The organism is Streptomyces fildesensis, from assembly GCF_016107395.1.
Classification (GTDB): Bacteria; Actinomycetota; Actinomycetes; order Streptomycetales; family Streptomycetaceae; genus Actinacidiphila; species Actinacidiphila fildesensis.
Genome location: NZ_JAAIKO010000295.1, coordinates 1 through 267, shown reverse-complemented (window position 1 = coordinate 267; position 267 = coordinate 1). Strand labels below are relative to the sequence as shown.

Below are 267 nucleotides of genomic sequence, written 5' to 3'. Positions count from 1 at the left end.
GCTCGTACTGCGCCAACCCCGACACCTGGAAACTGCGCGACGGGCGCAGTATGACCGTCGACGAGGTGATGGACGAGATCGCGAAATACCGGTCCTTCATCGACACCGCCGGCGGGGGAGTCACGCTCAGCGGAGGTGACCCGCTCCTGCAGGCCGACTTCACCGCCGAAGTCTTCCACCGCTGCCACCAGATGGGTCTTCACACTGCCCTCGACACCTCCGGCGCTCTCGGCGCCCGCGCCGGTGACGCGCTGCTCGCCGATACCG

Annotated in this window: 1 protein-coding gene; it reads left to right on the top strand. The window is 67.8% G+C overall.

Going from position 1 to position 267, the window contains the following annotated elements:
* The coding region (locus tag C6N31_RS47385) for a radical SAM protein (protein ID WP_198359725.1) at positions 1-267 on the top strand (267 nt) is incomplete at both ends.